This window comes from Ruegeria sp. AP12 (assembly GCF_056540025.1).
This window is the reverse complement of the sequence record NZ_JBQFVZ010000119.1, coordinates 1-960: the sequence shown is the minus strand read 5'-3', so window position 1 is coordinate 960 and position 960 is coordinate 1. Positions and strand designations below refer to the sequence as shown.

The following is a 960-nucleotide window of genomic DNA, read 5'->3' as shown; positions in this document are numbered from 1 at the left end:
CGAGACCGAGCCAGTTCTGGACCCGCAGGCCATTGTCGCCAGTTCGGTCTCGGGCCTGATGCTGAGCCAGATGCAAGGAGGCTGGAAAGATCCCGCACGCTTCGTGCTGGGGCACCCGTTCAATCCGCCCCACCTGATCCCGCTGGTGGAAATCCTGGGCAATGACCTGACCGACCCGGCGGCAGTGGACGGGGCCGAACGGTTTTACGAAGCTGTGGGCAAGGTTACCATCCGGGTGAACAAGGAAAAGAACGGCCACGTCGCGAACCGCCTGCAAGCCGCAATATGGCGTGAGGCGATTTCATTGGTGGTCGAAGGCGTGGCGAGCGTCGAGGACGTGGACAAGGCGGTCTGGGCCGGCCCGGGCCTGCGTTGGGCCGCGATGGGGCCAACCATGTTGTTCAATCTAGGAGCGGGCGCAGGCGGGCTTCAGGCGTTTTGCGATCATTTCTCCGACACGTTTAACAGCTGGTGGGATGATCTGGGACAGGTGCATCTGGATGACGTTGTTTCGCGCACCTTGATCGACGGCGTGCGCGACGAGGCCCGCGGGCAAAGCCCAGCCGAGCTTTCGGCGAAACGCGACGCGTTGATCCTGGCGATGCAGAAAGCCACTGCAGGTTTGCGTTAGGCGATGAAGCACCTCGTGGCTATTGGCGCCAGGAAGGCCGGGTTTTAGGTCTGCGCTGATCTAGGCGAGCGTGGGTATGAGGGGCCCATCACATTGGTCGGAGAGGAGCATGCGCCGCCCTATCAACGCTCTCCGCTGTCGAGGTCGTTCTTATGGGCGGGATGGCGCGCGCACGGTTGCTTTTGCGGCCTGAAGCGCATTGCGGTGAGAATGACATCACCCTGCGCACAGGCTGCCATGACGTGAAAATATACCGGGTCAACAGTCAGGTTCGCACCGAAACAGACGGCTCCGTCTTCGATGCTCATCTGGTGCCGCCAACTGGTTCA

General features: G+C 61.7%; 1 protein-coding gene. It reads left to right on the top strand.

What is annotated here, in order from left to right; genetic code table 11:
• On the top strand, positions 1-631 hold a 631-nt coding region (locus ACR0E6_RS21640), incomplete at its 5' end, for a 3-hydroxyacyl-CoA dehydrogenase NAD-binding domain-containing protein (RefSeq protein ID WP_480587190.1).
• Positions 632-960: the final 329 nt, after the last annotated feature.